This window comes from Desulfurobacterium indicum (assembly GCF_001968985.1).
GTDB classification, from domain to species: Bacteria; Aquificota; Aquificia; order Desulfurobacteriales; family Desulfurobacteriaceae; genus Desulfurobacterium_A; species Desulfurobacterium_A indicum.
In genome coordinates, this window is the sequence record NZ_MOEN01000061.1 from 1 (window position 1) to 1,197 (window position 1,197).

Annotated in this window: 1 protein-coding gene; it reads left to right on the top strand. The window is 46.4% G+C overall.

The genetic code is table 11. The annotated features are described in order from the left end of the window. Window positions 1–13 precede the first annotated feature (13 nt). A partial coding sequence (tuf, locus tag BLW93_RS08680; protein WP_076713669.1) for an elongation factor Tu occupies window positions 14–1,197 on the top strand: 1,184 nt, incomplete at its 3' end.

Here is a 1,197-nt window from a genome sequence, read left to right on the forward strand (position 1 = left end):
GGAGGAAAGTACTATGGCAAAGGAAAAATTTGAAAGGACGAAACCCCACAAGAACGTGGGAACGATAGGACACGTAGACCACGGGAAGACGACACTTACGGCTGCCATCACCCACTGTCTTGCACTCAAAGGGATGGCACAAGAAGTATCATACGACAACATAGACAAAGCACCGGAAGAAAGAGAGAGGGGAATCACCATAGCAACGGCCCACGTAGAATACGAATCAGACAAATACCACTACGCTCACGTAGACTGCCCTGGGCACGCGGACTACATCAAGAACATGATCACCGGTGCTGCCCAGATGGACGGAGCCATACTCGTAGTATCAGCTGCGGACGGACCGATGCCACAGACAAGAGAGCACGTACTACTTGCAAGACAAGTTAACGTACCATACATCGTAGTATTCTTAAACAAATGCGACATGGTAGACGACGAAGAACTACTTGAACTAGTAGAACTCGAAGTAAGAGAACTTCTCAACGAATACGGATTTCCGGGAGACGAAGTACCAGTGATCAGAGGATCAGCTCTCAAAGCACTTGAATGCACATCACCAGAATGCCCAGACTGTCAACCGATTTACGAACTCGTAAAAGCCCTTGACGAATACGTACCGGAACCGGTAAGAGAAACAGACAAACCATTCCTCATGCCGATAGAAGACGTATTCTCAATCTCAGGACGTGGAACAGTAGTAACAGGAAGAGTAGAGAGAGGGACACTCAAGGTAGGTGAAGAAGTAGAGATAGTAGGACTGAGAGAAGAGCCCATCAAGACAGTAGCGACAGGAATCGAAATGTTCAGGAAACTACTTGACGAAGCCATGCCTGGTGACAACGTAGGAATACTTTTAAGAGGCGTAGGCAAAGACGAAGTAGAAAGAGGCATGGTAGTAGCAAAACCTGGCTCAATCAAACCCCACAAAAAATTCAAAGCAGAAGTATACATACTCTCAAAAGAAGAAGGTGGAAGGCACACACCATTCTTCAACGGATACCAGCCACAATTTTACTTCAGGACAACAGACGTAACAGGGAAGGTACAGCTACCTGAAGGGGTAGAGATGGTAATGCCTGGCGACAACGTAACATTTGAAGTAGAACTACTCAAACCTGTAGCTATAGAAGAAGGACTCAGATTTGCTATTCGTGAAGGTGGTAGAACTGTAGGTGCAGGTGTTGTTACTGA